This is a genomic window from Streptomyces sp. NBC_01723 (genome assembly GCF_036246005.1).
In the GTDB taxonomy this organism is placed as follows: Bacteria; Actinomycetota; Actinomycetes; order Streptomycetales; family Streptomycetaceae; genus Streptomyces.
Map to the genome: position 1 here is coordinate 8256075 of NZ_CP109171.1, position 24152 is coordinate 8280226.

Genomic DNA, 24152 nt, shown 5'->3' on the forward strand with positions numbered 1-24152 from the left:
CACCGCACGGCGCGTAACGGCGCCCCCTCGCCCCCGAGTTCGTGAGATTGGAGGAACGGGCCGGTGACCGGAGCAGCACCCACCGTCCCCTCACCCATCATGCAGACCACCGACAACAGCCTCACCTGGCTCCTCCAGAACCTCCTGGACAGCACCCCCGGCACCCGCCACGCCCTCGTCCTGTCCCGCGACGGCCTCCGGCTCTGCTGGACCGAACACCTCACCCTGGACCGGGCCGACCAGCTCGCCGCCATCTGCTCCGGCATCCAGGCCCTCGCCCAGGGTGCCTCCGTCGAGTTCGGCAACGGAACCGGTGGCGTCCGGCACTCCATGACCGAGTTCCACGGAGGGCTGCTGTTCATCGTCGAGGCGGGCGAGGGCGCGCACCTGGCCGTCGTCGCGGTGGAGGACGCCGACCCCGGCGTGGTGGGCCACCAGATGACCGAGTTGGTCGAGCAGATCGGCGAGCACCTGCGGGCCGCCCCGCGCCACGCCCTCCGCGGGAGCGGCTCGTCGTGACGCGCAGGCCCGTGGACACCGGCGCACCCGACCGGCTCTACACGGTCACGGGCGGACGCAGCCGCGCCGGCGACTCCTTCGACCTCGTCACCCTGGTGGTCGGCGAGTGCGAACCGTCGGCCGGCATGCAGTCGGAACACATCCGGATCCTGGAACTGTGCCGGCACCCCACGGCCGTGGTGGAACTCGCCGCCGAACTGGCACTGCCGATCACGGTGGTCCGCATCCTGCTCGGCGACCTGCTCGCCACCGGGAGGATCACCGCCCGCCATCCGCGCCTGGGGCGGTCCGCCGCGTCGCACCGCCCCGATACCGCCCTTCTCCAGGAGGTGCTCCATGGGCTCCGCAACCTCTGACACGCCGGCCCCCGCGCACCTCGCCGCCTCCGGCCGCACACCCCTGACCGACGCCGCGGAGACCGGCCTGAAGATCGTCGTCGTGGGCGGGTTCGGCGTCGGCAAGACCACCCTGGTCCGCTCCGTCAGCGAGATCCGGCCCCTCAACACGGAGGAGGTGATGACCCAGGCCGGCGCAGGCGTCGACGAGACCGGCGACGTCACCGCGAAGACCACCACCACGGTGGCCTTCGACTTCGGCCGGATCAGCCTCAACGACCGCATGGTGCTGTACCTGTTCGGCGCGCCCGGCCAGGAACGCTTCTGGTTCCTGTGGGACCGCCTCTTCTCCGGCACCCTCGGCGCCGTCGTCCTCGTCGACACCCGCCGCATGGACGCCTCCTGGTACGCGATAGACCGGCTGGAACACCACGGCACCCCGTTCGTCGTGGCCGTCAACCGCTTCGACGACGACACCGCCCGGCACTCCCTGGACGAGATCCGCCTGGCCCTCGCGCTGCCGGAGCGCGTACCACTGGTCGACTGCGACGCCCGGGTACGCGCGTCCGGCAAGCACGTGCTGGTCACCCTTGTGGACCACCTCTACCGACTGGCCCTGGCCCAGGAGGGCGCACCGTGACCGACATCGACCCCGCTCCGCACCCCGTCGCCGCGCCGGGCTGCCCCGCCCACCCGGACGCCGTCCCGCTGGCCGGTCTCGCGTACCAGCAGACGCCGTCGGAGCTGTACCGCGGACTGCGGGGCGAGCACGGCGCCGTCGCACCGGTGCTCCTCGACGGCGGGGTACCCGCGTGGCTGGTCCTCGGCTACCCCGAGGTCAGCTACGTGACCAGCCACGACGAGCTGTTCGCCCGGGACTCGCGGCGCTGGAACCAGTGGGACCGCATCCCGCCCGACTGGCCGCTCATGCCCTACGTCGGACATCAGCCCTCGGTGCTGTTCACCGAGGGCGAGGAACACCGGCGCCGGGCCGACGTGATCACCCAGGCCCTGGCCGGCGTCGACCAGTTCGAGCTGGCCCGGGACTGCCGGCAGCTCGCCGACCGGCTCATCGCAGGCTTCGCCGGCAGCGGCCGGGCCGAGCTGATGAGCGCCTACGCGCACGCCCTGCCCATGCGCGCCGCGGTACGCATGTGCGGGATGCCGCACGGGGGTGCCGAGACCCAGCACCTCGTCGAGGACCTGCGCGTCTCCCTCGACGCGGCGGAGGGCGACGACCCGGTCGCGGCGTACACGCGTGTGGGCGAGCGCATCCACGGCCTGGTCCGGCACAAGCGCCTGCGGCCCGGCCCCGACGTCACCTCGCGGATGCTGACCCATCCGGCGGGCCTGACCGACGAGGAGACGGTGCAGGACCTGATCTCCGTCATCGCCGCGGCCCAGCAGCCCACCGCCAACTGGATCGGGAACACGCTACGGCTGCTGCTCACCGACGAACGCTTCGCCCTCAACGTGTCGGGCGGGCGGCTCAGCGTGGGGGAGGCGCTCAACGAGGTGCTGTGGCTGGACACGCCCACACAGAACTTCATCGGCCGCTGGGCCGTGAACGACATCCAGCTGGGCGGCCGGCAGATCCGCGCCGGCGACTGCCTCGTCCTCGGCCTGGCCGCGGCCAACACCGACCCGCAGCTCTGGCCCGAGGCCCACGTCGGCGCCGAGAACTCCGCGCACCTGTCCTTCAGCAACGGCGAGCACCGGTGCCCGTACCCGGCACCGCTGCTCGCCGACGTCGTCGCCCGCACCGCGGTCGAGACCCTGCTGGAACGCCTCCCCGACCTCGTCCTCGCGGTGGAGCCCGAGGAACTGACCTGGCGTCCGTCGATCTGGATGCGCGGACTCACCGCCCTGCCCGCCCTGTTCACCCCCGTGGTGGTCTGACAGGGCGTGCCCGCGTCAGCCCGCGCGCGGCGTGAACCGCACCGGCAGGGACTGCGGGCCCCGGGTGAACACCCCGCGCTCCACCGCGTCGAAGCCGTCGTCCGGCCGCAGATCCGGCATGGCGTCCAGCAGCTGCCCCACGCCGATCTCGACCTCCGCCTTCGCCAGCAGCGCTCCGACGCAGAAGTGCCGGCCCAGCGCGAAGGCGAGATGGTCGGCGGCGGCCGAGAAGGCGGTCGTCGTGGTCAGGTCCTCGCGGTGGAGGTCGAAGCGGTCCGGGTCGCGGTAGCGGCTCCCGTCCCGGTTGGCCGCGCCGATGAGACACGTGACGGTGTCGCCCGCCGGTATGGTGCCGCCGCTCAGCTCCACCTCGGACGCCGACTGACGCATGATCATGTGCACCGGCGGGGTGTAGCGCAGCGTCTCCGCGAAGGCGCGCGGTATCAGGGTCCGGTCCTCGCGCACGGCGGCCAACTGCTCCGGGTGGGCGAGCAGGTTGGCGAAGATACTGGCGATCGCCTTGTCCGTGGTCTCACCGCCCGCCGCGAGCAGCAGGCTGCAGAACGCCTTGATGTCCTCGTCGCTCATCCGGACCCCGTCGACCTCCGCCGCGCACAGGGAGGACAGCAGGTCGTCGCCCGGATTCTCGCGGCGCTCCTGGATGATCGGGATCATGTACTCGGCGAACTCCACGCGGGTGCGCGCACCGGCGGCCGCCACCTCCTGGTCCCCCGAGAGGTTGCCCAGGAAGGCGATGACCGACGTGTACCAGCCGTGGAACCGGTCGTGGTCCGCCTTGTCCAGACCCAGCATGTCCGCGATGACGTTGACCGGGAAGCGGGTCGCGTAGTCGGCGACCAGGTCGGCGCGTCCGGTGTGCCGGAACGCGTCGATCAGCTCGCGGGAGTTGCGCTCGATCACCGGCAGGAACCGGTCCTGGAGATCGGCGCCCCGGAACGCCGGCGCGACCAGCGCGCGCCGGACCGCGTGCTCCCGGCCGCTCAGCTGGAGGATCGTCCTGCCGTGCACGGGCTCGAGCTGCCAGTCGTAGTTCTCGGTCGTGAACTGCCCGTTCCGGTCCTTGAAGGCACGCTCCACGTCGTCGTAGCGCGAGACGATCCAGCTCCGCGTGGCCTCGTGCCAGACCAGGGGCGCGCTCTCCCGCATCGCCCGGTAGACCGGATAGGGGTTCGCCGCGAACTCGGGGGAGAGGATGTCGGGGACCTGCGGCGCGGTGGACATGGGACTCCTCGGTCGACAACGGCCTTACGGCACCAGGCTATTGACGACGCGACGACACCGACAGACCGCGGACGGGACGAGGCCCCGGTCAGGCGCCGCCGCCGTCCACCGAGGCGCGCAGCCGGGCGCTGGCCATCCGCATGTGTTCGGCCATCGCCCGGTCCGCGGCCTCCGGATCACGCGCGCGGATCGCCCGGAGCACCGCGTCGTGCTCGCAGAGCGTGCCGCTGACGGTGCCCTCGATGTCGCTGACGCGCTCCATCCAGACCTGGAGCAGCGCCCTGATGCTGTGCAGGATGTCGCTGAGGACGGTGTTGCGCGCGATGCGGGCCGTCTCCAGGTGGAAGGCGATGTCGGCGTCGATGAACGCCGTGACGTCGCCGCCCGCGTCGCGCATGTGCTGGAGGTGCTCCTCCAGTCGTGCCACGTCCTCGTCGTCGGCGCGCTCCGCCGCCAGCCGGGCGGACACCCCTTCCATGTACGTGCGCACCTCGACCAGGTCCTGGGTGCGGCGCTGGCCCAGCATCAGCCCCCAGTTGATCGCGCGGGGCAGGAACTCCGAGGTGCCCTCGCGCACGTAGGAGCCGGAGCCCGGCCGGATCTCGATGATCCCGAGGACGTCCAGGGCGGAGAGCGCGCCGCGCACGCTGGAGCGTGCGACACCCAGCGCCTCGGCCAGCTGACGCTCGGCGGGCAGCCGCGTGCCGGGCCGGATGTCACCGGCCGAGAGGTGGTCGAGGAGCCGTTTGGCGACCTCACTGACGGACGACTCGCGCACGACGGGCCGCAGCAGCCGCGCGAGGTCCGGAGCGGCCGCGGAGCTGTGCTGATCAGGCTGACTGGTCACGGTCACCAGTCAACCAGATGCCGCGCCGACCCGGCTGACCAGGCAGTTCACCCCGGCCATGGCTGCGATTTGTCAAGAGTTGGGCCAGTAGGGGATCTATGACGCTCGCCACACTGGTAAATTGGTGACCAATTTTGATCCGAGGCATAGCGTGAGGGCGAACCGGTCGGCCGCCTTCCGCGGCGGACATCCGGTGTGACCGACCCCGGACGGAGCTGTCCGGGCGAGCCGAGGAGTCGCCCATGGGTGCCCAAGCGCCATCCGCGGCAGTCGAGAGAACTGCCATCAAGAAGGTCTCAGTCCGCCTCGTCCCGTTCGTGGCGCTGATGTTCTTCGTGAACTACCTGGACCGCACGGCCGTCTCGTTCGCCGAACCCAACGGCATGGGACAGGACCTCGCCCTGACCGCCGCCCAGTTCGGTTTCGCGTCCGGGATCTTCTTCCTCGGCTACATCGTGCTCGAGGTCCCCAGCAACATGGCCCTGCACCGCTTCGGGGCCCGCCGGTGGCTGGCCAGGATCATGGTGACCTGGGGTGTCGTCTCACTGCTGTTCACCTGGGTCAGCAGCAGCGGCCAGCTGTACACGCTGCGTTTTCTGCTCGGTGTCGCCGAAGCGGGCTTCTTCCCGGGCGCGATCCTCTTCCTCAGCCAGTGGGTGCCGTCCCGCCACCGCACCAAGATCCTCGGCCTGTTCTACCTCGCCCAGCCGCTGACCACCGTGTTCGGCGCCCCGCTCGCGGGCTGGCTGATCGGCCGCCACGGCCTGTTCGGCCTCGAGGGCTGGCGCGTGATGTTCCTGTTCGTGTCGCTGCCCGCGATCATCCTGGGCGTCGTCGCCTGGTTCTACCTGATCGACAGGCCCGCCGACGCCAAGTGGCTCACGCCGGCCGAACGCGACTGGCTGACGGCCGAACTCGCCGCCGAGAACGCCCAGAAGGCCGGGCACGAGAGCAAGCACGCCAAGGGCGACCTGAAGACCGCCTTCAGCAGCGGCCGGGTCTGGATCCTCGCGGTCGTCTACTTCGGCTTCGTGTACGGCCTGTACGCCCTCGCCTTCTTCCTGCCGACGATCATCAACGGCTTCCAGGACCAGTACGACACCACGTTCAGCGTGATGGACAAGGCCTGGATCACCGCCATCCCGTACCTGCCGGCCGCCGTCGTCCTCTTCTTCTGGACCCGGCACGCCACCCGCCACGGCACCCGCACCTGGCACGTGGCGGGACCGGCCGTCGTCGGCGGTGTCTCCATCCCGCTCGCCCTCTACATGGGCTCCCCGGCCGCCACGGTCGCCGTGATCACCGTCACCGCCTGCGCCATCTTCGCCGCCCTGCCGGTCTTCTGGTCGGTGCCCTCCCGCTTCCTGACCGGAGCCGCCGCCGCGGCCGGCATCGCCCTGATCAACACCGCCGGAAACGTGGCGGGCTTCGCCTCCAGCTACATCACCGGCTGGCTCAAGGACCTGACGGGCGCGTACTACGTACCGCTCTACCTCGTCGGCTTCTTCATGCTGCTGTCCGCCGCGCTGATGGTGTGGCTCGCCGCCCGCCACCGCACCGACGAACCGGCTCCCGCCCCCGACCACCAGGCCAAGGAGGCCGTGCGATGACCCGCCTGTTCAACGACCCCGCCGCCTTCGCCGACGAGGCGCTGGAGGGCTTCGCCGCCGCGCACCGGCGCTGGGTCCGGCCGGTCACCGGCGGAGTCGTCCGGGCCACCGCCACCCCGGCCGGCCAGGTGGCCGTGGTGATCGGCGGCGGATCGGGCCACTATCCGGCCTTCTCCGGCCTGGTCGGCCGCGGCCTGGCGCACGGCGCGGCCGTCGGCAACGTCTTCGCCTCGCCCTCCGCCCAGCAGATCCGCTCCGTGGCGCGGGCGGCGCACGGCGGCGCCGGAGTCCTGCTGATGTACGGCAACTACGCCGGGGACGTCCTGCACTTCGGCCAGGCCGCCGAGCGGCTGGCCGCCGACGGCATCGACGCCCGTACCTTCGCCGTCGCCGACGACATCTCCAGCGCGGGACCGGACGAGTCGGCCAAGCGGCGCGGCATCGCCGGTGACCTGCCCGTCTTCAAGGCCGCCGCCGCCGCGGCCGAGCAGGGCCTGCCCCTGGACGAGGTGGTGCGCGCCGCCGAACGGGCGGGCGCCCGCACCCGGTCCTTCGGCATCGCCTTCTCCGGCTGCACCCTGCCCGGCGCCGACCACCCCCTGTTCACCGTCCCCGACGCCCGCATGGCGGTCGGCCTCGGCATCCACGGGGAGCCCGGCATCGGCGAGGAGGACCTGCCCACCGCCGACGAGGCGGCGCGGCTCCTGGTCGGGACGCTGCTGAAGGAACTCCCCGAGGACGTCCCCGGCCCGGCGGGACAGCGCGCCGCCGTCGTCCTCAACGGGCTCGGCTCGGTCAAGTACGAGGAACTGTTCGTCGTCTACCGCAAGGTCGCGGCCCTGCTCGGCGAGGCGGGCGTCGAGATCGTCGACCCCGAGGTCGGCGAACTCGTCACCAGCTTCGACATGGCCGGTGTCTCCCTCACCCTGACCTGGCTGGACGAGGGCCTGGAGGAGCTGTGGCGGGCCCCCGCCGACACGCCCGCCTACCGCAAGGGCGCCCTCGACGCCGCCGAGCCCGGCACCGCCGTACGTCCGCGGACCCCCGTACGCCCGGAGACCGCCCCGCTCCCGGACGCCGGCCCGCCCCCGGCCGCGGATGCCTCACGGCACGCCGCCCGCACCGTCCTGGCCGCTCTGGACGCGGTGGCCGCCGTGGTCGAGGCGCACGCCGACGAACTCGGCCGGATCGACGCCGTCGCCGGCGACGGAGACCACGGCATCGGCATGCTGCGCGGCTCCACCGCCGCCCGCGGGGCCGCCGCCGACGCCCACGAGCGCGGCGCGGGCGCCGGCACCGTCCTGACCCGCGCCGGCGACGCCTGGGCCGACCGGGCGGGCGGCACCTCCGGCGCCCTGTGGGGCACCGTCCTGCGCTCCCTCGGCACCGCCCTCGGCGACCGGGACGCCCCGGACGCCGCCCGCGTCACCGGCGGGGTCGCGGACGCCTCCGCGGCCGTGCGCAGGCTCGGCGGCGCGGAAGTCGGCGACAAGACCATGGTCGACGTCCTCGTGCCCTTCGCCGACGCGCTGGCCGCCGCCACGGCCGAGGGCCTGCCCCTCGCCGAAGCCTGGGACCGCGCCGCCACCACGGCCACCGACGCGGCCGCCGCCACCGCCCGCCTGCTGCCCCGCATGGGCCGGGCCCGACCGCACGCCGAGAAGTCCCTCGGCACCCCCGACGCCGGCGCCCACTCCCTCGCCCTGATCACCCGTGCCGTCCACGGCGCCCTGCTCGACCACCCCCACGACCACCACTGAGGAAAGCCGAGATGACCGACAAGCTCCGCATCGTCGTCGGGTCCGACGACGCCGGTTACCAGTACAAGGAAGCCCTCAAGCAGGACCTGGAGAGCAGCGGCCTGGTCGCCGCCGTCACGGACGTGGGTGTCGACGCCGACGGCCACACCGCCTACCCCAAGGTCGCCATCGCCGCCGCCGAGATGGTCGCCCGCGGCGACGCCGACCGCGCCCTGCTGGTGTGCGGCACCGGGCTCGGCGTCGCCATCGCCGCCAACAAGGTCAGGGGCATCCGCGCCGTCACCGCCCACGACTCCTTCTCCGTCGAGCGGGCGGTCCTCTCCAACAACGCGCAGATCCTGACCTTCGGGCAGCGCGTCGTCGGCCTCGAACTCGCCCGCCGCCTGGCCGCCGAATGGCTCACCTACCGCTTCGACGAGAGCTCGGCGTCGGCCGCCAAGGTCCAGCTGATGTGCGACTACGAGACCGCCTCGGGCGACGGGGCGGCCGCCTGATGCCCGCCCCCGCGCCGTCCCCCGTACTGCTGGGGGTGAGCCTGAAGATGTACTTCGGCCACCACCAGACGCTGAACTGGGCCCGCCGGATCGCCGCTCTCGCCGAGCGGCACCCCGCCGTCACCTCCGGCGCCGCCCGCCTCTTCGTGCTCCCCGCCTTCCCGGCCCTCGTGCCCGCCACCGGCATCCTCGCCCCCTACGGCGTCGCCCTCGGCGCCCAGGACATCGCGACCGAGGACAGCGGCCCCTACACCGGCGAGGTCGGCGGCCCCGTCCTCAGGGAGATCGGCTGCCGCTACGCCGAGGTCGGCCACGCCGAACGCCGCCGCCTCTACGGCGAGGGCGACACGGTCGTCGCCGCCAAGACCGCCGCCGCCCTGCGCAACGGCCTCACGCCCGTCCTGTGCGTCGGCGAACGCGACGAGGCCGGCCCGGCCGACGCGGCGGCCCGCACGGTCGCCGAGGCGGAACGCCTGCTGCACGGCCTGGACGGCGCGGTCGTCCTCGCCTACGAACCCCAGTGGGCCATCGGCGCCCCCGAACCCGCCTCCGCCGAGCACATCGCGACCGTCTGCACCGCCCTGCGCGACTGGCTCGACCGCCGTCCGCGGCACGCCGGTTCCACCGTCATCTACGGCGGCAGCGCGGGCCCGGGACTGCTGACCCGGCTGGCCGGCACGGCCGAGGGCCTGTTCCTGGGCCGCTTCGCCCACGACCCGGCGAACGTGGAGGCCGTCCTCGACGAGATCCGCTCCCCGGCCCCGGCCCCGGCGGCGGTGGCGTGATGGCGTACGGGATCAGCACCTACGCGTACTTCTGGCGTCACTCCGCCCTCGCCCCCGAGCCGATGACCCTGCCCGCGATGCTGCGCGACACCGCGGAACTCGGCGGCCGGGTCTTCCAGATCTGCGACTACGCGCCCGTCGAGACCTACGACCGCGCGCGGCTCGCCGACCTCCGCGCCACCGCCGACGACCTCGGCCTCACCCTGGAACTCGGCACCCGCGGCATCCGCCCCGGCCACCTGCTCACGTACCTCGACATGGCGGGCGAACTGGGGGTCACCCTGGTCCGCTCCATGCTGAACACCGCCGACCACCGGCCGGACACCGCCGAGGCGGTCGCCCTGCTGAAGGAGGCGGTGCCCCGCTACGCCGACGCGGGCGTGACCCTCGGCCTGGAGACCTACGAGCAGGTCGCCACCGACGATCTGGTGAGCGTCGTACGCGCCGTCGACAGCCCGCGTCTCGGCATCGTCCTGGACCCGGGCAACAGCGTCGCCCGGCTGGAACGCCCCGCCGACGTCGTGGCCGCCACCGCGCCGTACGTGGTCAACATCCACGTCAAGGACTTCGCCTTCACCCGCCGCGACGGCTGGGTCGGCTTCACCTACGCCGGCTGCCCGCTCGGCGAGGGCCTCCTGGACCACGCCGGCATGGTCGCCGCCGTACGCCCCGGGGAGCGTGGCATCAACCAGATCGTGGAGCACTGGCTCCCGTGGCAGGACGGCGGTTACGACGCCACCGCCCGGCTCGAACACCAGTGGACGCAGCACAGCATCAACACCCTCCTGAGGAGCGAGTAATGCCCACCGAGATCCACACCCGGCCCGACGTCACGACCGTCGCCGTCATCGGGGCCGCCGGCAAGATGGGCCGGCGCGTCTCCGACAACCTGGTCGAGAGCGAATTCCGGGTGCTCTTCAGCGAGGCGTCGCCGGCGGGCCAGGAGCTGATCCGCGGCCTCGGCCGCGAACTGACCGAGTCGGCCGACGCCGTCGCCGAGGCCGACGTCGTCATCCTCGCCGTGCCCGACGTGGTTCTCGGCAAGGTCTCCGAGGAACTCGTGCCGCTGATGAAGCCCGGCACCGTCGTCCTCACCCTCGACCCGGCCGCCGCCTACGCCGGCCTGCTGCACGTCCGCGAGGACGTCCACTACGCCTGTGCACACCCCTGCCACCCCTCGGTGTTCCTGGAACGGACCACCAAGGAGGAGTGGCAGGACACCTTCGGCGGCATCGCCGCGCCCCAGGAGGTCGTCGCCGCCTACGAGGGCGGGGACGAGACCAAGCAGGAGCTCGCCGACGCCGTCATCCGGGTCATGTACGCCCCGGTCGTCGACGTCCACTGGGTCACCGTCAAGCAGCTCGCCGTGCTGGAGCCGACCCTCGTGGAGACCATCGCCTGCATGGTCGGCGCCCTGCTGACCGAGGCGCTGCACGAGACCGTCCACACGGTCGGAGTCCCGGAGAAGGCCGCCCGCGCGATGCTGCTCGGCCACACCCAGGTCGCGCTGGCGAACACGCTGAAGGGTTCCAACCCCTTCTCGGACGCCTGCCTGATCGCCATGGACTACGGCCGTGAGTCCATCGTCCGCGAGGACTGGAAGAAGGTCTTCGACGACGAGGAGCTGGACAAGGTCATCACCCGCATGCTGAAGATCAAGGAGATCCGCCGCTAGCGTTTCCGCCGGGACGTGCGCGGGCGCGCCCGTCTACGCCCCCGAGTCGAACGCCGGGGTGATGTCGAGCAGTTCGGAGAGGTCGGCGCCCACCTCGATCTCGCGGGCAGCGGTGGCGCGGCGGAAGAGACGGGCGTCGCGCGCGCCGCCGAGGGTCGCGCGCCCGCCGTCGACGCGCAGCCAGGAGCCCTCCCGCAGGCCGAGGACCGGCACGTCGTTCTCCTCCAGGAACTCCGTCAGCCGTTCCTCGCGGGTCTCGCCCTTGTGCGTGGACGCCGGGTCCGGGTCGAGGTAGTGCGGGTTGATCTGGAACGGGACCAGGCCGAGCGCCTCGAAGGAGGGCGGCTCGACGATCGGCATGTCGTTGGTGGTGCGCAGCGACGGCGCTGCCATGTTCGTGCCGGCGCTGGCACCCATGTACGGCAGTCCCGCGCCGACGGCCTTGGTCAGCGCCTCCCGCAGCCCCGTGCGGTACAGCGCGGAGAGCAGCCGGAACGAGTTGCCGCCGCCGACGAACACGGCGTCCGCCTCGCCGAGCCTCGCGAGCGGGTCGCCGCCCTCGTGCACGCCCCGCACGTCGATCCCCGCCCCGGCGAGCGCGCCTCGCACCTGCGCGGTGTAGGCGTCGTGGTCGGCGAGGGCGTACGGCACGAAGACCAGTCGCCCGCCCGCGGGCAGGAAGCCGGTCACGGTGTCCATGGCGTGTTCCAGGTAACCGCGGCCGTGCTGGGTGGAGTTGGACAGGAGCAGGAGATTCACGGGGTGGTCCTCGTCGACGGGGGTGGATCGGTGGTGCGGGTCAGGCGGTGCGCGGTGAGCGCGGGCGCCGGTGGTGCTGGGGCGGATGCGTCAGGCGCTGCTCCAGCAGCCGGGCGGCCCGGCGCAGCACCTCCAGACGGTCCTCGGGGCCCTCGGGAAAGCGCTCCTTGGCGGCGCCGAGACTGAGGCTGCCGTAGGGCTCCGCGCCGAGGAACACGGGCAGGGCGACGGTGCCGATGCCGGCGTCGTACTCGCCGACCGTCCAGGCGTAGCCCTGCGCGCGGACCTGGCGGAACTCGCGTTCCAGCTGGTCGGCGTCGGTGACGGTGCGCTCGGTGAAGCGGGCCATGGGGCGTCCGCGGAACAGGCGGTGGCGCTGGTCGTCGGGCAGGAAGGCGTAGAACGACTTGCTGGTGGCCCCGGCGTGCGCCGGGTACAGCTCGCCGACCAGCGGGTAGTAGCGCAGCGGCCCCTCCTCGCCCTCGACGGCCGCGACGCAGCGCATGTGGAAGTTGTCGGGCAGGCAGAAGAGCACCGTGTCGCCGGTCGCCGCCCGCAGCTCCTGGAGGACGGGCTCGGCGAGCAGCTCCAGGGAGCCCGAGCGCTCCCAGAGACGGCCCAGGCGCAGGGCGGTCGGACCGATGCGGTAGCGGCGGGTCGCCGGGTCGGAGACCAGGAAGCCGCGGCCCGCGAGCGTGGACAGCAGGCGCTGGGCGACCGAGGTGTCCCAGCCGAACTCGGCGGCGATCTCGGTGACGCCCCAGTCCGGCCGGGTGCGCTCGAAGGCCAGCAGCACCAGCAGGGCACGGTCGACGGTCTGAAGCGCCCCGGCCGGGGTCTTCCGGTCCGCGGGCTGTACCGGCGGGTCGGCCACGGTGACTCCTCTCCATCTCGCCATTCAGACGCGTATTGCAGATAACGGGAAACAGTTGCGGAGAACGTTAGTCGATCCCGAACCTGCTGTCAGCACCGCTCCCGGTGCGGATCAGGAGAACTGCCCATGTTGAAGTACGTCCTGGACCTCGTGGATCTGCTGGACGATCCCGACGCCGACGGCAAGCGCGTCGCCGCCCACCTCGACTCCGTGGCGGGGCCCGAGGGCTCCGGTGCCGAGGTCACCACCGTCACCGGCGAGCGCGGCTCGACGGACTTCGTGCTCGTGCGGATCCCCGGCCGGGACGGCCGCACCCGCGGCGGCCAGGCGCGCACCCTGGGCGTGGTGGGGCGGCTCGGCGGTATCGGGGCCCGCCCGGAGACGACCGGCCTGGTCTCCGACGCCGACGGCGCGGTCGCCGCGCTCGCCACCGCCGCCAAGCTCCTCGACATGCGCCGCCGCGGCGACGTGCTCGACGGTGACGTGATCATCGCCACGCACATCTGCCCGAACGCCCCGACGGCACCGCACGACCCGGTGCCCTTCATGGACTCGCCCGTCGACATCGCGACCATGAACCGGCACGAGGTCACCGGCGAGATGGAGGCCGTGCTCTCCGTCGACACCACCAAGGGCAACCGGATCATCAACCACAAGGGCCTCGCCCTGTCGCCCACCGTCAAGGAGGGCTGGGTGCTCAAGGTCAGCGAGCAGCTCGGGGAGCTGCTGGCCGTGGTGACCGGTGAGCCGTTGGTCACGTACCCGGTGACCACCCAGGACATCACCCCGTACGGTAACGGTGTACACCACATCAATTCGATTCTTCAGCCGGCCACGGCGACGGCCGCTCCGGTCGTCGGCCTCGCGATCACCTCCGCGGCGGCCGTGCCGGGCTGTCAGACGGGCGCCAGCCACGAGACGGACATCGCGGCGGCGGCCCGGTTCGCCGTCGAGACCGCGAAGTCCTACGGCGGCGGACGGATCGACTTCCACGACGACCAGGAGTTCGACGCGCTCGTGTCCCGTTACGGCTCACTGACCCGGCTGCAGACCCTCGGCCGCGAACCCGGGGAGTCGTGATCATGGCCGCGCACAAGAACACCGGCACCGCGCCCGAGGCGGGCGCCACCCGCGCCGTCGGCAGCGACGACTACGCCCTGTCCCGCGTCCCGCGCGACAAGCGGCTCGGCTTCTGGACGATGCTGCTCCAGTGGCTCGCCCAGTCCGGCTCCATCTCCCAGTTCACCCTCGGCGCCACCATCGGCGTCGGCATGACCTTCGGGGACGCCTTCCTCGCCTTCACCCTCGGCGCGGTGATCCTGGAGGTCGTCATCTTCGCGATCGGCCTGGCCGGCATGCGCGAGGGCCTGGCCACCCCGCTGCTCACCCGCTGGGCCGGCTTCGGCCGCAACGGCTCGGCCCTGGTCAGTCTGGTCATCTCGGTCAGCCTGGTCGGCTGGTTCGGCGTCCAGAACACGATCTTCGGTGACAGCGTCTCCGCGCTGGTCGGCGGCCCCTCGTGGCTGTGGTGCGTGGCGGCCGGGGTCGGCATCACCGTCCTGGTGATCTTCGGCTTCAAGTACATGGCCGTCTTCGCGAAGATCGTCACCCCGCTGTTCTTCGCGATGGTCGCCTGGTCGGTGACCGACGCGCTGAGCGACCACTCGCTCTCCGAGCTGATCAACTCGCCGGCGCCCGGCGAGACCATCCCGCTCGCCGTCGCGGCGACCGCCATCGCGGGCGGCTTCATGACCGGCGCGATCGTCTCCCCGGAGATGACCCGCTACAACCGCAAGGGCAGCCACGTCTTCCTGCAGAGCGCGTCGTCGATGATCCTCTCCGAGTACATCGTCGGCCTGACCGGCGTCCTGCTCGGCCACATGGTCGGCAGCGGCCAGGTCTCCCAGATCGTGCTCTCCACCTCCGGCGTCTTCGGCGTGCTCGTCGTCCTGATGTCCACCGCGAAGATCAACGACTGGAACCTGTACGGCTCCTCCCTCGGCGTCGTCAACTTCTTCCAGGTCGTCTTCAACAGGCGTCTGCACCGGGGCGCGGTCACCATCGCCCTCGGCATCGCCGGCACCCTGCTGTCCGCCGTCGGCATGATGACCCACTTCACCGACTTCCTGTCCGTGCTGGGCGTCGCCATCCCGCCGGTGGGCGGCATCATCGTCGCCGAGTACTGGGTCGTGCGCCGCATGCGGGCGCCCCTGGACGCCACCCGCGAGGCCGGGACCCTGCCCGCCACCTCACCGACCTGGGTGCCGATGTCCCTGGTCATCTGGGCGGTCGCCTTCTGTGTCGGCAAGTTCTACGACGGCGGCATCCCCGCCCTGAACTCGCTGCTGACCGCGTTCGTCCTCTACTGCGCCCTCGGACTGGCCGGCTGGATCAGGACGTACGGCACCACCGCCCTCGACGACGCCACCGAACCCACCCCGGCCGCCTCCGGCACGGCCCCCGTAGGAGCACCGTGAGCACCACCGCCCCCGCCCTCGTCCCGGCCTCCGAGGAGGCGCAGCGGGAAGTCGTCGAGCTGTGCGCGGAACTGATCCGCTTCGACACCTCCAACCCCACCAGCGACGAGCGCGCCTGCGCCGACCGGGTCGTCGAACTCCTCGCCGAGGCCGGCATCGCCTCCGAACTGGTGGAGAGCGCCCCCGGCCGCGCCAACGTCGTCGCCCGCATCCCGGGCGCCGACCCGGCACGCGGCGCCCTGCTGGTCCACGGCCACCTGGACGTCGTACCCGCCGACCCGGCCGAATGGCGGGTGCCGCCGTTCTCCGGGGAGATCCGCGACGGCTACCTGTGGGGCCGGGGCGCCATCGACATGAAGGACACCGTGGCCGTCATGCTGGCCACCGCCCGGCACTTCGCCCGCACCGGCACCCGGCCCGCCCGCGAGATCGTCCTCGCCTTCCTCGCCGACGAGGAGGCGGGCGGCAGGTTCGGTGCCCACTGGCTGGTCGAGCACCGGCCCGACCTGTTCGCCGGCGTGACCGAGGCGATCGGCGAGGGCGGCGGCTTCAGCTACGCCCTGGACGACACCCGGCGCCTCTACCCGATCGAGAACGCCCAGCGCGGCATGGCCTGGATGGAACTGACGGCCAGCGGCCGAGCCGGCCACGGCTCCTCCCCGAACGACGAGAACGCCGTCACCGACCTCGCCGAGTCCCTGACCCGCATCGGCCGGCACACCTTCCCCGTCCGGCTGATCGAGCCGGTACGCGCCCTGCTCGCCGAGGCCGCACGCCTCCAGGGCATCGACCTCGACCTCGACGCCGAGGACCTGGACGCCGAACTGGCCAAGCTCGGTCACGTGGCCGACTTCGTGCAGGTCGTGCTCCGCAACTCGGCCAACCCCACCATGTTCACGGCCGGGTACCAGACCAACGTCATCCCCGGCCGGGCCACGGCCCGCGTGGACGGCCGCTTCCTGCCGGGCCACGAACAGGAACTGGTCGACGCGATCGACGCCCTGCTCCTGCCCTCGGTGTCCCGCCAGTGGGTCAACCACGACATCGCGATGGAGACGTCCTTCGACGGCCCCCTCGTCGACGCCATGTGCGCCGCGGTGCGCGCCGAGGACCCCGACGGCCACCCGGTGCCGTACTGCAACCCGGGCGGCACCGACGCGAAGGCCTTTACCAAGCTGGACATCCGCTGCTTCGGCTTCAAGGGCCTGAAGCTGCCCCACGACCTCGACTACGGCCGCCTCTTCCACGGCGTGGACGAGCGGGTGCCGCTGGAGGGGCTGCGGTTCGGGGTGCGGGTGATGACGCGGTTGTGGCAGGACTGCTGATCCCCGCCCATCAGGCCCCCTCGACCGCGGGAATGTACCGGCGGGGGACGGTGTTGAGGTCCGACTGACATGCGCGGGTCAGAACAGGAACGGACACCGCGGGCTCGGTCGGAAGGAGCACCCATGGCACGCAGTACCGCACGCCCGGTCGTCAGGCTGAAGTCGACGGCGGGCACCGGCGTCACCTACGTGACGCGCAAGAACCGGCTCAACGACCCCGACCGCCTCGTGCTGCGCAAGTACGACCCGGTCGCGGGGGCGCACGTGGCGTTCCGCGAGGACCGCTGACCCCGCCCCGGCACGGAACGAGGAGGAACCCATGAAGGTGCGCAATTCCCTCCGCTCCCTCAAGGCCAGGCCCGGCGCGCAGGTGGTGCGCCGCCGGGGCGTGACCTACGTGATCAACAAGAAGGACCCGCGCTTCAAGGCCCGGCAGGGCTGAGCGGCCCCGTGTCCCCGGCCCGGCCCCGCGATCGCGGGGCCGGGCCCCCTTGCGCTCACGGTGCGGACCGGTCGCCCGTGCCGGACGGCAGCCCGCCAGGCGGAGCCGCGAGCGTCGGCTGACACACTGCTGAGCGCGTCACTCGCCCGCCCTCAGGAGGACTTCGTCATGACCGAGCAGCCGCCGGCCCGCCTCGCCCGCCACGGGCGCCGGTTCGACAGGCTCTTCACGGAGTACTTCGACGACCTCGCCCGGACGCTGGACGCGCCGTCCTTCAGCCGCTTCACCCCTGAGTGCGTGCAGTTGCTGCGTGAGCTGTCCCTGCGCGGCGGCAAGCGGATGCGGGTCGTGCTGCTGCACGAGGCCGCCCGGCTGGTCACCGACGGGCCCGTCGAGGGGCTGGACGCCGCCGCCCTGAGCGTGGAGCTGCTCCAGACCCACGGCCTCGTCCACGACGACCTGATCGACGACAGCGCGACCCGCAGGGGCGGCCCGACGACGTACTACGCCTACCGGGAGAGGTTCCCCGGGCAGCCGCGGGCGGCGCTCGCCCTCACCGTGCTCGCCGGCGACCTCGCGCTCGCCCTCTCGCTGCGAGCGCTGCTGGACGCCGGGCTGCCCGCCGAGGTGCGCCAGGCCATGGTCGAGGTGCAGACGCGGGCCGCGGCCGACACCTTCGTGGGCCAGATCGCCGACCTCGAACGCGACTTCACCGACACGGTCCCGGACGACGAGGTGCTGCACGACGTCGCCGACCGCAAGTCGGCCCGGTACTCGATCCTCGCCCCCATGACCCTCGGGCTCCTCGCCGCGGGCGAGGAACCGACGGCCCACGAGGGCGAGTTGCGGCGCTACTCGCGCCTGGTCGGCATCTGCGGACAGATGCGCGACGACTACCTCGACCTGTTCGGCGACGCGGACACGATGGGCAAGCCGACCGGTACCGACCTTCGCGAGGGCAGGCACACCTACGCCGTCGTCCGGCTCCTGTCCGCCGTGAGCGGCCCCGAGCGGGACTTCGTGCGGGAGGCCCTGGGCGACCCCGGCTGCACGCCGGCGACCGTCGCCGAGATCCGTGCGATCGGCGAGCGTCGGGGGGTCGCCGACCGCATGCGCGCCGAGATGGCGCAGTACGCCGAGCAGGCCCGCCTGGTGGCGCGGGGCTGGCGGCCGCGGTGGCGCGAGGACGCGGTGGCGTTCTTCGAGCGGCTGCCCGGGTGGAGCGTGGAGCGGGCCGCCTGACACCAGTTCCCCACGTCACTCAAAGGGGTATTCAGGATCTTCCGCCCCGTATGCCCGGCCATGCTCGGACCGGATGCTCCGCCGACCAGGTGCATCCGTGCCGATGACGTGACCGGTGGGGAGAAGCATGACGGACGCGACACGACGGGGCTCGGGCAGGGACGAACGGGCCGTGCTGCTGGTCGCCGGCCTGGCCGACCTGGCGGTGAGCACGGTCGGCTCGGCGGTGGGCGGGCTCCGTGGGCTCCTCGGCCGTTCGGACACCGCCGACCTGGTGCGCGACGTGGAAGGGGACCTCCGGGCCCGGGGCAGACTGGCCCTGGACCGGTACACGAGAGTGCCCCCCGCCCACCTGGAGGTTCTGGCCCAGCACGTGAAGGCCCGGCGGACGGCCGACGGCGGCGATGTCTGAGCGCTGGGACCCGGACGCCTTCAGAACCCGCGTCGACGGCGTCCTGCGGAACTTCCTGGACGAGGAGGGGCGCCTGCTCGTGGCGGTCGACGACGCTCTCGCGCCCGTGGCCGAGCAGCTGCGGACGTCGGCCGGGCACGGCAAACGACTGCGGGCGGCCTTCTGCTACTGGGGCTGGCGGGCAACCGGACAGCCCGAAAGCGACGCGCTGGTCAGAGCGGCGGCCTCCATGGAGCTGGTGCACGCTGCCGCGATCGTGCACGACGACCTCATCGACGACAGTCGCCTGCGCCACGGCCTGCCCACCGCCCACGTCGCCCTGGAAGCCGTGCTCGTCCGGGGCGGCCGCCACGAGGCCCACACGGCCGCGCGGTCCCTGGCCATGCTGGTGGGCGACCACCTGATGGCCCTCGCGGGCCGGTTGTTCACCACGAGTGGTCTGCCGGCCGCCTATCTGGCGCGGGCCCGGGACCTGTGGGCCGCCCTCGCCCGGGAACTCATCGCCGGTGAGTGCCTGGAGATCCTGCACACCGGTGGACGACCGGACACCGACACCTCCTTGAAGGTCGTCCGGTACAAGACCGCCAAGTACACCGTCGAACACCCCCTGCTCATCGGTGGCCTGCTCGGCGGTGCCGCCCCCGCGTTGCGGGACACCTTCCGCAACTACGGCCTGCCGCTCGGGGAGGCCTTCCAGCTCCGTGACGACCTGCTCGGCCTGTTCGGGGACCGGGAACGCACCGGGAAGTCGGGCCTGGACGACGTGCGCGGCCACCGGCCGACCGCTCTGCTGGCCGAGACGTGGAAGGCGGCCGACGACTCTCAACGGGGCTGGCTGCGCGGCCTGCTGGGCCGCGACGACCTGGACGGAACCCATCTGCGCGACGTGCGCCGTCTCATGCTCGAGCTGAAGGCGCCACAACGGATCGAGCGGATGATCGCCGCGCGTGTGGAGCGCGCCACCCGTGCCCTGGACGCCGGAGGGACACCGCCGCACGCCCGCCGGGCACTGCGCGAACTCGCCCTCCATGCCACCGACCGCACGCACTGACGAGGAGCCCGCGATGACCTGTACCGAGACGTCGATGGACGCCCTGCGCCACAGCGGTGACGAACTGGCCGACGCGGTCGTCGCCACGCTGTTCGAGCGCGGCGAAGTCGGCAAGTTCAACTCGCTGATGCGCTACGTCTCCACCACCGGTCAGCAACTGCCGGACGGCCTTCCCGGCGTGGCCCGGGAGTACCTGCGGACGACCGGCACGCCGCCCGACTGGGTCGACTGGGAGGAGATGGAACGAGCCCGCGCCTTCTTCCTCGACAACAACGTGCACATCTCCACCGCGCTGTCGTTCGCGTCCATGCCCGCCTGCTACGTCGTCCCCCACGTCGCCCGGCTGCTGTCGGCCACCCACGGGCTGGACTACCCCTCCAAACGCATGGCCGAGACCGGCCAGTTCACCGTCTACCTCATGCAGCCGGACGCCTTCGAGGCCGGCGGACGCTTCATCCCGGCCGCCCAGAAGGTACGCCTGCTGCACGCCGCCATCCGTCACCACCTGAAGCGGGAGGACCGCTGGGACACCAAGGCCCTCGGCGTGCCGATCTGCCAGGAGGACATGATCGGCGGGCAGATGTTCTTCTCCCTGCTCGTCCTGGACAGCCTCCACCGACTCGGCATCCACATGTCCGTCGAAGGAGCGGAGGCCTACTTCTACGCCTGGCGCGTCGTCGGCGCGATCCTCGGCGTCGACCAGTCGGCGGTCCCGGCCACGCTCGACGAGGCACGCCGTTTCCTCGACCTGTACATGCTGCGCCACATGGGCCCCTCCGAGGAGGGCGTCCACCTGACGAGGCAGCTGATCGACCTGTACGAGGAAGTCGTCCCGGGCACCCTCTTCGACCCGGTCGTCTCCGCGCTGATCCGCCACCTCGTAGGTGACACCTGCGCCGACTGGCTGGGCGTACCGAGCACCGCCTGGGACACCCTGGTGCGCGCCGCCCCGCACCTCCTCGGCGTCCTGGAGACGATCGAGGACCGTTCACCGCTCGGCTCGTGGGCCCTGGACCGGCTCGGCCATCTCACCACCGTCCTGGAGCTGTCCTCCCTGACGCGTGGACGCGTGATGCACTACGCCATCCCCGAACATCTGAAAGAGGAGTACGGCGTCTGCGGGGCCGCCGCCCGCACCAGGCGCTGGGCCCCGCCGCCCACGACCGTCTCCTGAACGGCCGGGCCACGCGGTCGACGGACCGATTGTCAGTGGGATCTCCTACGGTTCAGGCAGTGGGACCCGCGGAACACGCCGCGGGACCGGGCGGGGAGAGGTCTGACATGTCGAAGACGTACCTGGAGCTGTCACAGGACGACGGGAGCGCGCACAAGTTCTACGAAGTCACCGTCCAGGGACAGGTCGTGTCGGTGCGCTACGGCAGGATCGGCGCCGCCGGACAGACCCAGACGTCGACCTTCCCCACCGCTCAGAAGGCCGCGGCCGCCGCCGCGAAGAAGATAGGCGAGAAGGTCCGCAAGGGGTACGCCCCGGCCGTCCAGGGGCAGCGCGCGCCTCGCGCCGTCACCCGCCGGCAGGTGGCCTCCGCGCCCTCCACGGCCCGCGCGGTCGCCCCGGTCCTGTGGCGCTTCCGCACCGGCTCCGCCGCGTTCGGCATCCACATCGACGAGGAGCGCTGCTGGGTGGGCAACCAGTCGGGCGACGTCTACACCCTGGCGCACGGCGGCGAGGTCCTCGCCCACTACCAGCTGCCGGACGGCGTCAAGTGCCTGGTCGCCGACGACTTCTGGATCTACGCCGGCTGCGACGACGGCCGGGTGTACGACCTGTCGTCCAAACTCCCGTTCGCCGCCTACGACATCGCCGCCGACGTCGACATCTTCTGGCTCGACATCCACGAGGGCGTGCTGAACGTCGCGGACCGCGCCGGGCGCCTCACCGTCATCGACCACGAGGACGAGCACCAGTGGGCGCGCGGCGGGCGCGGTGAGCACGCCTGGATGGTGCGCGCCGACGACCGGGCCGTCTACCACGGGCACACGCGCGGTGTGACGGCCCACGCCCCGGACGGCGGCACCGAGTTGTGGCACACGCCCACCCAGGGGGCCGTGCTCTTCGGCTGGCAGGAGGACGACGCCGTGTACGCGGGCACGGCGCGTCACACGGTCCAGCGGCTGTCGAAGGCGACCGGCACCATCGAGGCGACCTACCGCTGCGACAGCCCGGTCTACTCCTGCGCCACCTCGCCCGGCGGCCGGTACGTGTTCGCGGGCGACTCCGCCTCCTCGGTCTACTGCTTCGACCGGGACGGCACGCGGCTGTGGAAGCTGGGCACCGGCGGCGGCTCCGCGCTCTCGATGCAGTACCGCGACGAGCGGCTGTTCCTGGTCACCACGGACGGCTCCCTGGCCTGCGTGGACGCGAGCGAGACCGCGGTGAGGGCGGCGGAGCGGGGCTCGGTGCCCGTCGCCCGCGACGTCAAGCTCGCCGCCACCCTGCCGACGTACGCGCCCGCCACCGCGGCCGGCGCCGTCACGACCGTCGCCGTGGCGCCTGCGGGCTCCGTCGTCGTGGAGTGCGTCCAGGAGAACGGCCGGACCCGCATCCACGTGGTGTCGGAGGGGTACGACCGTTCCTGGAACGTCCAGTTCCCGAGGGCGATACGGGAGCCCGGCGCGCGGTACGTGGTCGACGCGCTGCACGCCGCCTCGGGTGGCTTCTACCGGGTGCGCGGGGACATCAGGCGCCTGCAGTGACCGGGCGGCGGCGTCAGGCTATCGACGCCGCTATGACCGCGGAGACCGCGACGTTGCAGGACGCCGTCACCCACACCGCGGGGTGCGGCTCCTGCTCGACCAGCGTCGCGCCCAGCCGCCCCGGGGTGATCAGGTCGACCACCAGGAAGGCCACGGCCATCATGACGAGCCCCAGCAGCCCGAAGACCGCCGTCGACACCAGGCCCTTGCCGAAGTCCTCGTACGTGGTCCAGATGGAGGTGAAGACGATGCCCCCGATGCCGAGCAGCGCGGAGCTGAGCACCAGGGCGGCGTTGCGGTTGCGCTGCTCCCAGATCTGCCGGCCGAGCTTTCCGGGGGTCAGCAGATCGACGAGGACGATCCCGAGCACCAGGAGGACCAGACCCAGGCCGCCGTAAGCGGCGGCCCGGCCAAGTCCGTTGACGATGTCGCTCATGGGGTAGCCGGCTCCGTTGGGTTGAGGGATCGCGAATGATCGTGGTCAAGGCGATGCAAAATGTAGCGCACCCGACCGGAGCGTCAGGAGGCGGTCCGCAGCGCGCGGTTGCGGCGTACCGAGGACCAGAAGGAGGAGCCGATCAGGACCACGCCGACCAGACCCGTGACGATCTCGTTGATCTCGTACTGGATGGTCACCAGCAGGATGACCGACAGGGCGCCGATGGCGTAGTGGGCGCCGTGCTCCAGGTAGACGTAGTCGTCGAGGGTGCCCTGGCGGACCAGGTAGACGGTCAGCGACCGGACGTACATGGCGCCGATGCCGAGTCCGAGGGCCATCAGCACGATGTCGTTGGTGATGGCGAAGGCGCCGATGACACCGTCGAAGGAGAACGACGCGTCCAGGACCTCCAGGTAGAGGAACATGAAGAACGCGGCCTTGCCGGCCAGCTTGACCGGTGAACCGGAGCCTCCGCCGCGCTCCGCCCGCCGCTCCGCCTCGTGCTCGCGCTCCTCCTCGTCCTCCAGCTTCTGCTCAAAGAAGCCGGAGAGCCCGCCGACGACCATGTAGGTGATCAGACCGCCGACACCGGCCAGCAGGACGGTCTCCGTCTTGTCGGCATGGATGCCGCCGTGCTGGTGGGCGTGGGCGCCGAAGGTGATCGCGGAGACGAGCAGCAGGATCAGGGCGACGCAGACCGACAGCATGTCGACCTTGCCGAGCTTGGCCAGCGGGCGCTCCAGCCAACCGAGCCACTTGATCTCCCGGTCCTCGAGGACGAAGTCGAGGAAGATCATCAGGAGGAACATGCCACCGAAGGCGGCGATCGACGGATGCGCGTCCGTCACCAGCTCCTGATAGCGCTCCTTGTCCGTGAGCGCGAGATGCACCGCGCTCCACGGACTCAGCCGCGCGCTGATCGCCACGATCACCACCGGGAAGACCAGCCGCATCCCGAACACGGCGATCACGATGCCAACGGTGAGGAAGATCTTCTGCCAGAAGGCGTTCATCTTCTTCAGGATCCCGGCGTTGATCACCGCGTTGTCGAAGGACAGCGAGACCTCCAGCACGGAGAGGATCGCCACGATGCCGAGCGCCGTCCAGCCGTCGTAGAGCACGCCCACGGCCAGGCCGAGGGCGGTGACGGCGAAAGCCCAGCGGAACGTCTTCAGAAGCACCGGCCACTCATTCCTGTCGTCACGTGCGGGTGGGGCCTCCCGTGCCAGTGCCCGCCACGCAGGTTGTCT

The 24152-nt window shown here is 71.9% G+C and carries 26 protein-coding genes; 20 read left to right on the plus strand and 6 right to left on the minus strand.

The window, feature by feature from the left end; genetic code table 11:
• The first annotated feature begins 99 nt into the window (after positions 1-99).
• Genes OIE75_RS38380 through OIE75_RS38395 form a run of 4 tightly spaced genes read left to right on the plus strand, consistent with a single transcriptional unit; the run spans position 100 to position 2753 of the window.
• Positions 100-519, plus strand: coding sequence for a roadblock/LC7 domain-containing protein (locus OIE75_RS38380; protein ID WP_122619181.1), 420 nt, complete (start codon positions 100-102; stop codon positions 517-519).
• Positions 516-875: a DUF742 domain-containing protein gene (locus OIE75_RS38385; RefSeq protein WP_307016947.1), complete on the plus strand. Its 360-nt coding sequence runs from the start codon at positions 516-518 to the stop codon at positions 873-875. The genes OIE75_RS38380 and OIE75_RS38385 overlap by 4 nt, the downstream gene beginning before the upstream one ends.
• Positions 856-1494 (plus strand): GTP-binding protein, encoded by a 639-nt coding sequence (locus OIE75_RS38390; protein ID WP_307016948.1) that lies wholly within the window; start codon positions 856-858, stop codon positions 1492-1494. Before OIE75_RS38385 ends, OIE75_RS38390 begins: the two co-directional genes overlap by 20 nt.
• Positions 1491-2753, plus strand: a complete 1263-nt coding sequence (locus tag OIE75_RS38395; RefSeq protein WP_307016949.1) for a cytochrome P450 — start codon at positions 1491-1493, stop codon at positions 2751-2753. The genes OIE75_RS38390 and OIE75_RS38395 overlap by 4 nt, the downstream gene beginning before the upstream one ends.
• Positions 2754-2768: 15 nt before the next feature.
• On the opposite strand, the gene OIE75_RS38400 is transcribed toward OIE75_RS38395, so the two are convergent.
• Positions 2769-3995, minus strand: coding sequence for a cytochrome P450 (locus OIE75_RS38400; RefSeq protein ID WP_329473673.1), 1227 nt, complete (start codon positions 3993-3995; stop codon positions 2769-2771).
• Between the two features lie 88 nt (positions 3996-4083).
• On the minus strand, positions 4084-4848 hold the full coding sequence (locus OIE75_RS38405) for a FadR/GntR family transcriptional regulator (RefSeq protein ID WP_329473674.1): 765 nt from the start codon (positions 4846-4848) through the stop codon (positions 4084-4086).
• 236 nt (positions 4849-5084) lie between these two features.
• Between OIE75_RS38405 and OIE75_RS38410 the strand changes: the two genes are divergently transcribed.
• From OIE75_RS38410 to OIE75_RS38435, 6 genes are read left to right on the plus strand one after another with little or no spacing between them, the layout of a single operon-like run.
• On the plus strand, positions 5085-6452 hold the full coding sequence (locus tag OIE75_RS38410) for an MFS transporter (RefSeq protein ID WP_329473675.1): 1368 nt from the start codon (positions 5085-5087) through the stop codon (positions 6450-6452).
• Complete coding sequence (locus tag OIE75_RS38415) at positions 6449-8212, plus strand: dihydroxyacetone kinase family protein (protein ID WP_329473676.1); 1764 nt, start codon at positions 6449-6451, stop codon at positions 8210-8212. Before OIE75_RS38410 ends, OIE75_RS38415 begins: the two co-directional genes overlap by 4 nt.
• Before the next feature lie 11 nt (positions 8213-8223).
• A complete protein-coding gene (locus OIE75_RS38420) occupies positions 8224-8706 on the plus strand; it encodes a ribose-5-phosphate isomerase (protein WP_122619189.1) in 483 nt (160 codons plus the stop codon).
• Positions 8706-9491, plus strand: a complete 786-nt coding sequence (locus OIE75_RS38425; RefSeq protein WP_329473677.1) for a triose-phosphate isomerase — start codon at positions 8706-8708, stop codon at positions 9489-9491. Before OIE75_RS38420 ends, OIE75_RS38425 begins: the two co-directional genes overlap by 1 nt.
• Positions 9491-10291 carry a sugar phosphate isomerase/epimerase family protein gene (locus OIE75_RS38430; protein ID WP_329473678.1) on the plus strand — a complete coding sequence of 267 codons (801 nt, stop codon included), beginning with the start codon at positions 9491-9493 and terminating at the stop codon, positions 10289-10291. Before OIE75_RS38425 ends, OIE75_RS38430 begins: the two co-directional genes overlap by 1 nt.
• On the plus strand, positions 10291-11166 hold the full coding sequence (locus OIE75_RS38435) for a phosphogluconate dehydrogenase C-terminal domain-containing protein (protein WP_307016956.1): 876 nt from the start codon (positions 10291-10293) through the stop codon (positions 11164-11166). The genes OIE75_RS38430 and OIE75_RS38435 overlap by 1 nt, the downstream gene beginning before the upstream one ends.
• A gap of 33 nt (positions 11167-11199) precedes the next feature.
• On the opposite strand, the gene pepE is transcribed toward OIE75_RS38435, so the two are convergent.
• Both pepE and OIE75_RS38445 read right to left on the minus strand, forming a co-directional pair.
• Positions 11200-11925 carry a dipeptidase PepE gene (pepE, locus tag OIE75_RS38440; RefSeq protein WP_329473679.1) on the minus strand — a complete coding sequence of 242 codons (726 nt, stop codon included), beginning with the start codon at positions 11923-11925 and terminating at the stop codon, positions 11200-11202.
• 40 nt (positions 11926-11965) lie between these two features.
• Positions 11966-12799: an IclR family transcriptional regulator gene (locus OIE75_RS38445; RefSeq protein ID WP_329473680.1), complete on the minus strand. Its 834-nt coding sequence runs from the start codon at positions 12797-12799 to the stop codon at positions 11966-11968.
• Between the two features lie 126 nt (positions 12800-12925).
• Here OIE75_RS38445 and OIE75_RS38450 point away from each other — a divergent pair, with 126 nt between their 5' ends.
• From OIE75_RS38450 to OIE75_RS38495, 10 genes are all read left to right on the plus strand, one after another.
• Positions 12926-13879: a DUF1177 domain-containing protein gene (locus OIE75_RS38450; RefSeq protein WP_329473681.1), complete on the plus strand. Its 954-nt coding sequence runs from the start codon at positions 12926-12928 to the stop codon at positions 13877-13879.
• Between the two features lie 2 nt (positions 13880-13881).
• Positions 13882-15276: a cytosine permease gene (locus OIE75_RS38455; protein WP_329473682.1), complete on the plus strand. Its 1395-nt coding sequence runs from the start codon at positions 13882-13884 to the stop codon at positions 15274-15276.
• The gene (locus OIE75_RS38460; protein WP_329473683.1) at positions 15273-16601 is read left to right on the plus strand and encodes a M20/M25/M40 family metallo-hydrolase; all 1329 of its coding nucleotides are present in this window, start codon (positions 15273-15275) and stop codon (positions 16599-16601) included. The genes OIE75_RS38455 and OIE75_RS38460 overlap by 4 nt, the downstream gene beginning before the upstream one ends.
• A gap of 123 nt (positions 16602-16724) precedes the next feature.
• Complete coding sequence (gene rpmG, locus OIE75_RS38465) at positions 16725-16889, plus strand: 50S ribosomal protein L33 (protein ID WP_307016961.1); 165 nt, start codon at positions 16725-16727, stop codon at positions 16887-16889.
• Positions 16890-16920: 31 nt separating this feature from the next.
• The gene (gene ykgO, locus OIE75_RS38470) at positions 16921-17043 is read left to right on the plus strand and encodes a type B 50S ribosomal protein L36 (RefSeq protein ID WP_114533933.1); all 123 of its coding nucleotides are present in this window, start codon (positions 16921-16923) and stop codon (positions 17041-17043) included.
• Positions 17044-17211: 168 nt separating this feature from the next.
• Entirely contained in the window at positions 17212-18285 is a 1074-nt protein-coding gene (locus OIE75_RS38475) for a polyprenyl synthetase family protein (protein ID WP_329473684.1), read from the plus strand.
• Positions 18286-18412: 127 nt separating this feature from the next.
• Entirely contained in the window at positions 18413-18697 is a 285-nt protein-coding gene (locus OIE75_RS38480) for a polyprenyl synthetase (RefSeq protein ID WP_125491081.1), read from the plus strand.
• A complete protein-coding gene (locus tag OIE75_RS38485) occupies positions 18690-19748 on the plus strand; it encodes a polyprenyl synthetase family protein (RefSeq protein ID WP_329473685.1) in 1059 nt (352 codons plus the stop codon). Before OIE75_RS38480 ends, OIE75_RS38485 begins: the two co-directional genes overlap by 8 nt.
• Positions 19749-19761: 13 nt before the next feature.
• Positions 19762-20922: an oxygenase MpaB family protein gene (locus tag OIE75_RS38490; RefSeq protein WP_329473686.1), complete on the plus strand. Its 1161-nt coding sequence runs from the start codon at positions 19762-19764 to the stop codon at positions 20920-20922.
• A gap of 107 nt (positions 20923-21029) precedes the next feature.
• A complete protein-coding gene (locus OIE75_RS38495; RefSeq protein WP_329473687.1) occupies positions 21030-22463 on the plus strand; it encodes a WGR domain-containing protein in 1434 nt (477 codons plus the stop codon).
• Positions 22464-22476: 13 nt separating this feature from the next.
• On the opposite strand, the gene OIE75_RS38500 is transcribed toward OIE75_RS38495, so the two are convergent.
• Together OIE75_RS38500 and OIE75_RS38505 are read right to left on the minus strand one after the other, a co-directional pair.
• Complete coding sequence (locus OIE75_RS38500) at positions 22477-22899, minus strand: DUF350 domain-containing protein (RefSeq protein WP_125491085.1); 423 nt, start codon at positions 22897-22899, stop codon at positions 22477-22479.
• A gap of 83 nt (positions 22900-22982) precedes the next feature.
• On the minus strand, positions 22983-24083 hold the full coding sequence (locus OIE75_RS38505; RefSeq protein ID WP_329473688.1) for a DUF475 domain-containing protein: 1101 nt from the start codon (positions 24081-24083) through the stop codon (positions 22983-22985).
• Between the last annotated feature and the right edge of the window lie 69 nt (positions 24084-24152).

Bases quoted from the DNA above. Each gene is read 5' to 3' on its own strand.
- OIE75_RS38380 (WP_122619181.1), top strand. From the start codon at position 100: ATGCAGACCACCGACAACAGCCTCACCTGGCTCCTCCAGAACCTCCTG.
- OIE75_RS38390 (WP_307016948.1), top strand. From the start codon at position 856: ATGGGCTCCGCAACCTCTGACACGCCGGCCCCCGCGCACCTCGCCGCC.
- OIE75_RS38400 (WP_329473673.1), bottom strand. From the start codon at position 3,995: ATGTCCACCGCGCCGCAGGTCCCCGACATCCTCTCCCCCGAGTTCGCG.
- OIE75_RS38410 (WP_329473675.1), top strand. From the start codon at position 5,085: ATGGGTGCCCAAGCGCCATCCGCGGCAGTCGAGAGAACTGCCATCAAG.
- OIE75_RS38415 (WP_329473676.1), top strand. From the start codon at position 6,449: ATGACCCGCCTGTTCAACGACCCCGCCGCCTTCGCCGACGAGGCGCTG.
- OIE75_RS38420 (WP_122619189.1), top strand. From the start codon at position 8,224: ATGACCGACAAGCTCCGCATCGTCGTCGGGTCCGACGACGCCGGTTAC.
- OIE75_RS38425 (WP_329473677.1), top strand. From the start codon at position 8,706: ATGCCCGCCCCCGCGCCGTCCCCCGTACTGCTGGGGGTGAGCCTGAAG.
- OIE75_RS38430 (WP_329473678.1), top strand. From the start codon at position 9,491: ATGGCGTACGGGATCAGCACCTACGCGTACTTCTGGCGTCACTCCGCC.
- OIE75_RS38435 (WP_307016956.1), top strand. From the start codon at position 10,291: ATGCCCACCGAGATCCACACCCGGCCCGACGTCACGACCGTCGCCGTC.
- OIE75_RS38450 (WP_329473681.1), top strand. From the start codon at position 12,926: ATGTTGAAGTACGTCCTGGACCTCGTGGATCTGCTGGACGATCCCGAC.
- OIE75_RS38455 (WP_329473682.1), top strand. From the start codon at position 13,882: ATGGCCGCGCACAAGAACACCGGCACCGCGCCCGAGGCGGGCGCCACC.
- rpmG (WP_307016961.1), top strand. From the start codon at position 16,725: ATGGCACGCAGTACCGCACGCCCGGTCGTCAGGCTGAAGTCGACGGCG.
- ykgO (WP_114533933.1), top strand. From the start codon at position 16,921: ATGAAGGTGCGCAATTCCCTCCGCTCCCTCAAGGCCAGGCCCGGCGCG.
- OIE75_RS38475 (WP_329473684.1), top strand. From the start codon at position 17,212: ATGACCGAGCAGCCGCCGGCCCGCCTCGCCCGCCACGGGCGCCGGTTC.
- OIE75_RS38480 (WP_125491081.1), top strand. From the start codon at position 18,413: ATGACGGACGCGACACGACGGGGCTCGGGCAGGGACGAACGGGCCGTG.
- OIE75_RS38485 (WP_329473685.1), top strand. From the start codon at position 18,690: ATGTCTGAGCGCTGGGACCCGGACGCCTTCAGAACCCGCGTCGACGGC.
- OIE75_RS38490 (WP_329473686.1), top strand. From the start codon at position 19,762: ATGACCTGTACCGAGACGTCGATGGACGCCCTGCGCCACAGCGGTGAC.
- OIE75_RS38495 (WP_329473687.1), top strand. From the start codon at position 21,030: ATGTCGAAGACGTACCTGGAGCTGTCACAGGACGACGGGAGCGCGCAC.
- OIE75_RS38500 (WP_125491085.1), bottom strand. From the start codon at position 22,899: ATGAGCGACATCGTCAACGGACTTGGCCGGGCCGCCGCTTACGGCGGC.